The sequence below is a fragment of the Stenotrophomonas sp. YIM B06876 genome (genome assembly GCF_030711595.1).
Taxonomy (GTDB): domain Bacteria; phylum Pseudomonadota; class Gammaproteobacteria; order Xanthomonadales; family Xanthomonadaceae; genus Stenotrophomonas.
In genome coordinates, this window is record NZ_JAUJUJ010000293.1 from 1 (window position 1) to 1,047 (window position 1,047).

Annotated in this window: 1 protein-coding gene; it reads left to right on the top strand. The window is 63.5% G+C overall.

What is annotated here, in order from left to right; genetic code table 11:
• Positions 1 to 311 precede the first annotated feature (311 nt).
• Positions 312 to 1,047, top strand: a 736-nt coding sequence (locus QZH66_RS16830) for an MFS transporter (RefSeq protein WP_305807002.1), incomplete at its 3' end; no start/stop codon positions are given.

Consider the following 1,047-nt stretch of genomic DNA (forward strand, 5'->3'; position numbering starts at 1 on the left):
CCTGGACGCGGCACCGGCATGTGAGTGAAAACTCCTGATCAGCGACACACCTCAGCCAGAATCCGTTCGCCTTGAGCTTGTCGAAAGGCTCCCCCGGCTTCGACAAGCTCAGCCCGAACGGTGGGAGATACCTGAGGTAGGTAGCTAATCAGATGAAAACTGGCTCCAGCGCTTGTGTGGCAAGCGCTGGCAGCTATGAAAAGCGAAGCGCGCGCGAGTCGCCATGGCCTGCCCATGGTTTTTGGCCCGGCCTCCGGAGAAAGCCTGAAAGTGCTAAGGTTTCTTTCCCTCCTTTCGTCGCAAGGCACGCCATGAACACGGTCTCCACCGCCCAGGCTCCTCTGTACACGCTGGAGGAAAAGCGCAAGCGCATCTTCGCCATCGTCGCCGCCTCGTCGGGCAACCTGGTCGAGTGGTTCGACTTCTACATCTACGCGTTTTGCGCGATCTACTTCGCGCCGTCCTTCTTTCCCAAANCGTCGGGCAACCTGGTCGAGTGGTTCGACTTCTACATCTACGCGTTTTGCGCGATCTACTTCGCGCCGTCCTTCTTTCCCAAATCCGACCCGACCGCGCAGCTGCTGAACACTGCGGGCGTGTTCGCGGCCGGGTTCCTGATGCGGCCCATCGGCGGCTGGGTCTTTGGCCGCATCGCCGACCGGCGCGGCCGCAAGACATCGATGGTGCTCTCGGTGCTGATGATGTGCGCCGGCTCGCTGCTGATCGCCGCGCTGCCCACCTACGCCACCATCGGCGCCTGGGCGCCGTTCATGCTGCTGATGGCGCGCCTGCTGCAGGGGCTGTCGGTGGGCGGCGAATACGGCACCACGGCCACCTATATGAGCGAGGTGGCGCTGCGCGGCCAGCGCGGCTTCTTCTCGTCGTTCCAGTACGTCACGCTGATCGGCGGGCAACTGCTGGCGGTGCTGGTGGTGGTGGTGCTGCAGCAACTGCTCGACGAGAGCGAGATGCGCGCCTGGGGCTGGCGCATTCCGTTCGTGATCGGCGCCATCACGGCCGTGGTGGCGCTGTTTTTGCGGCGCAGCC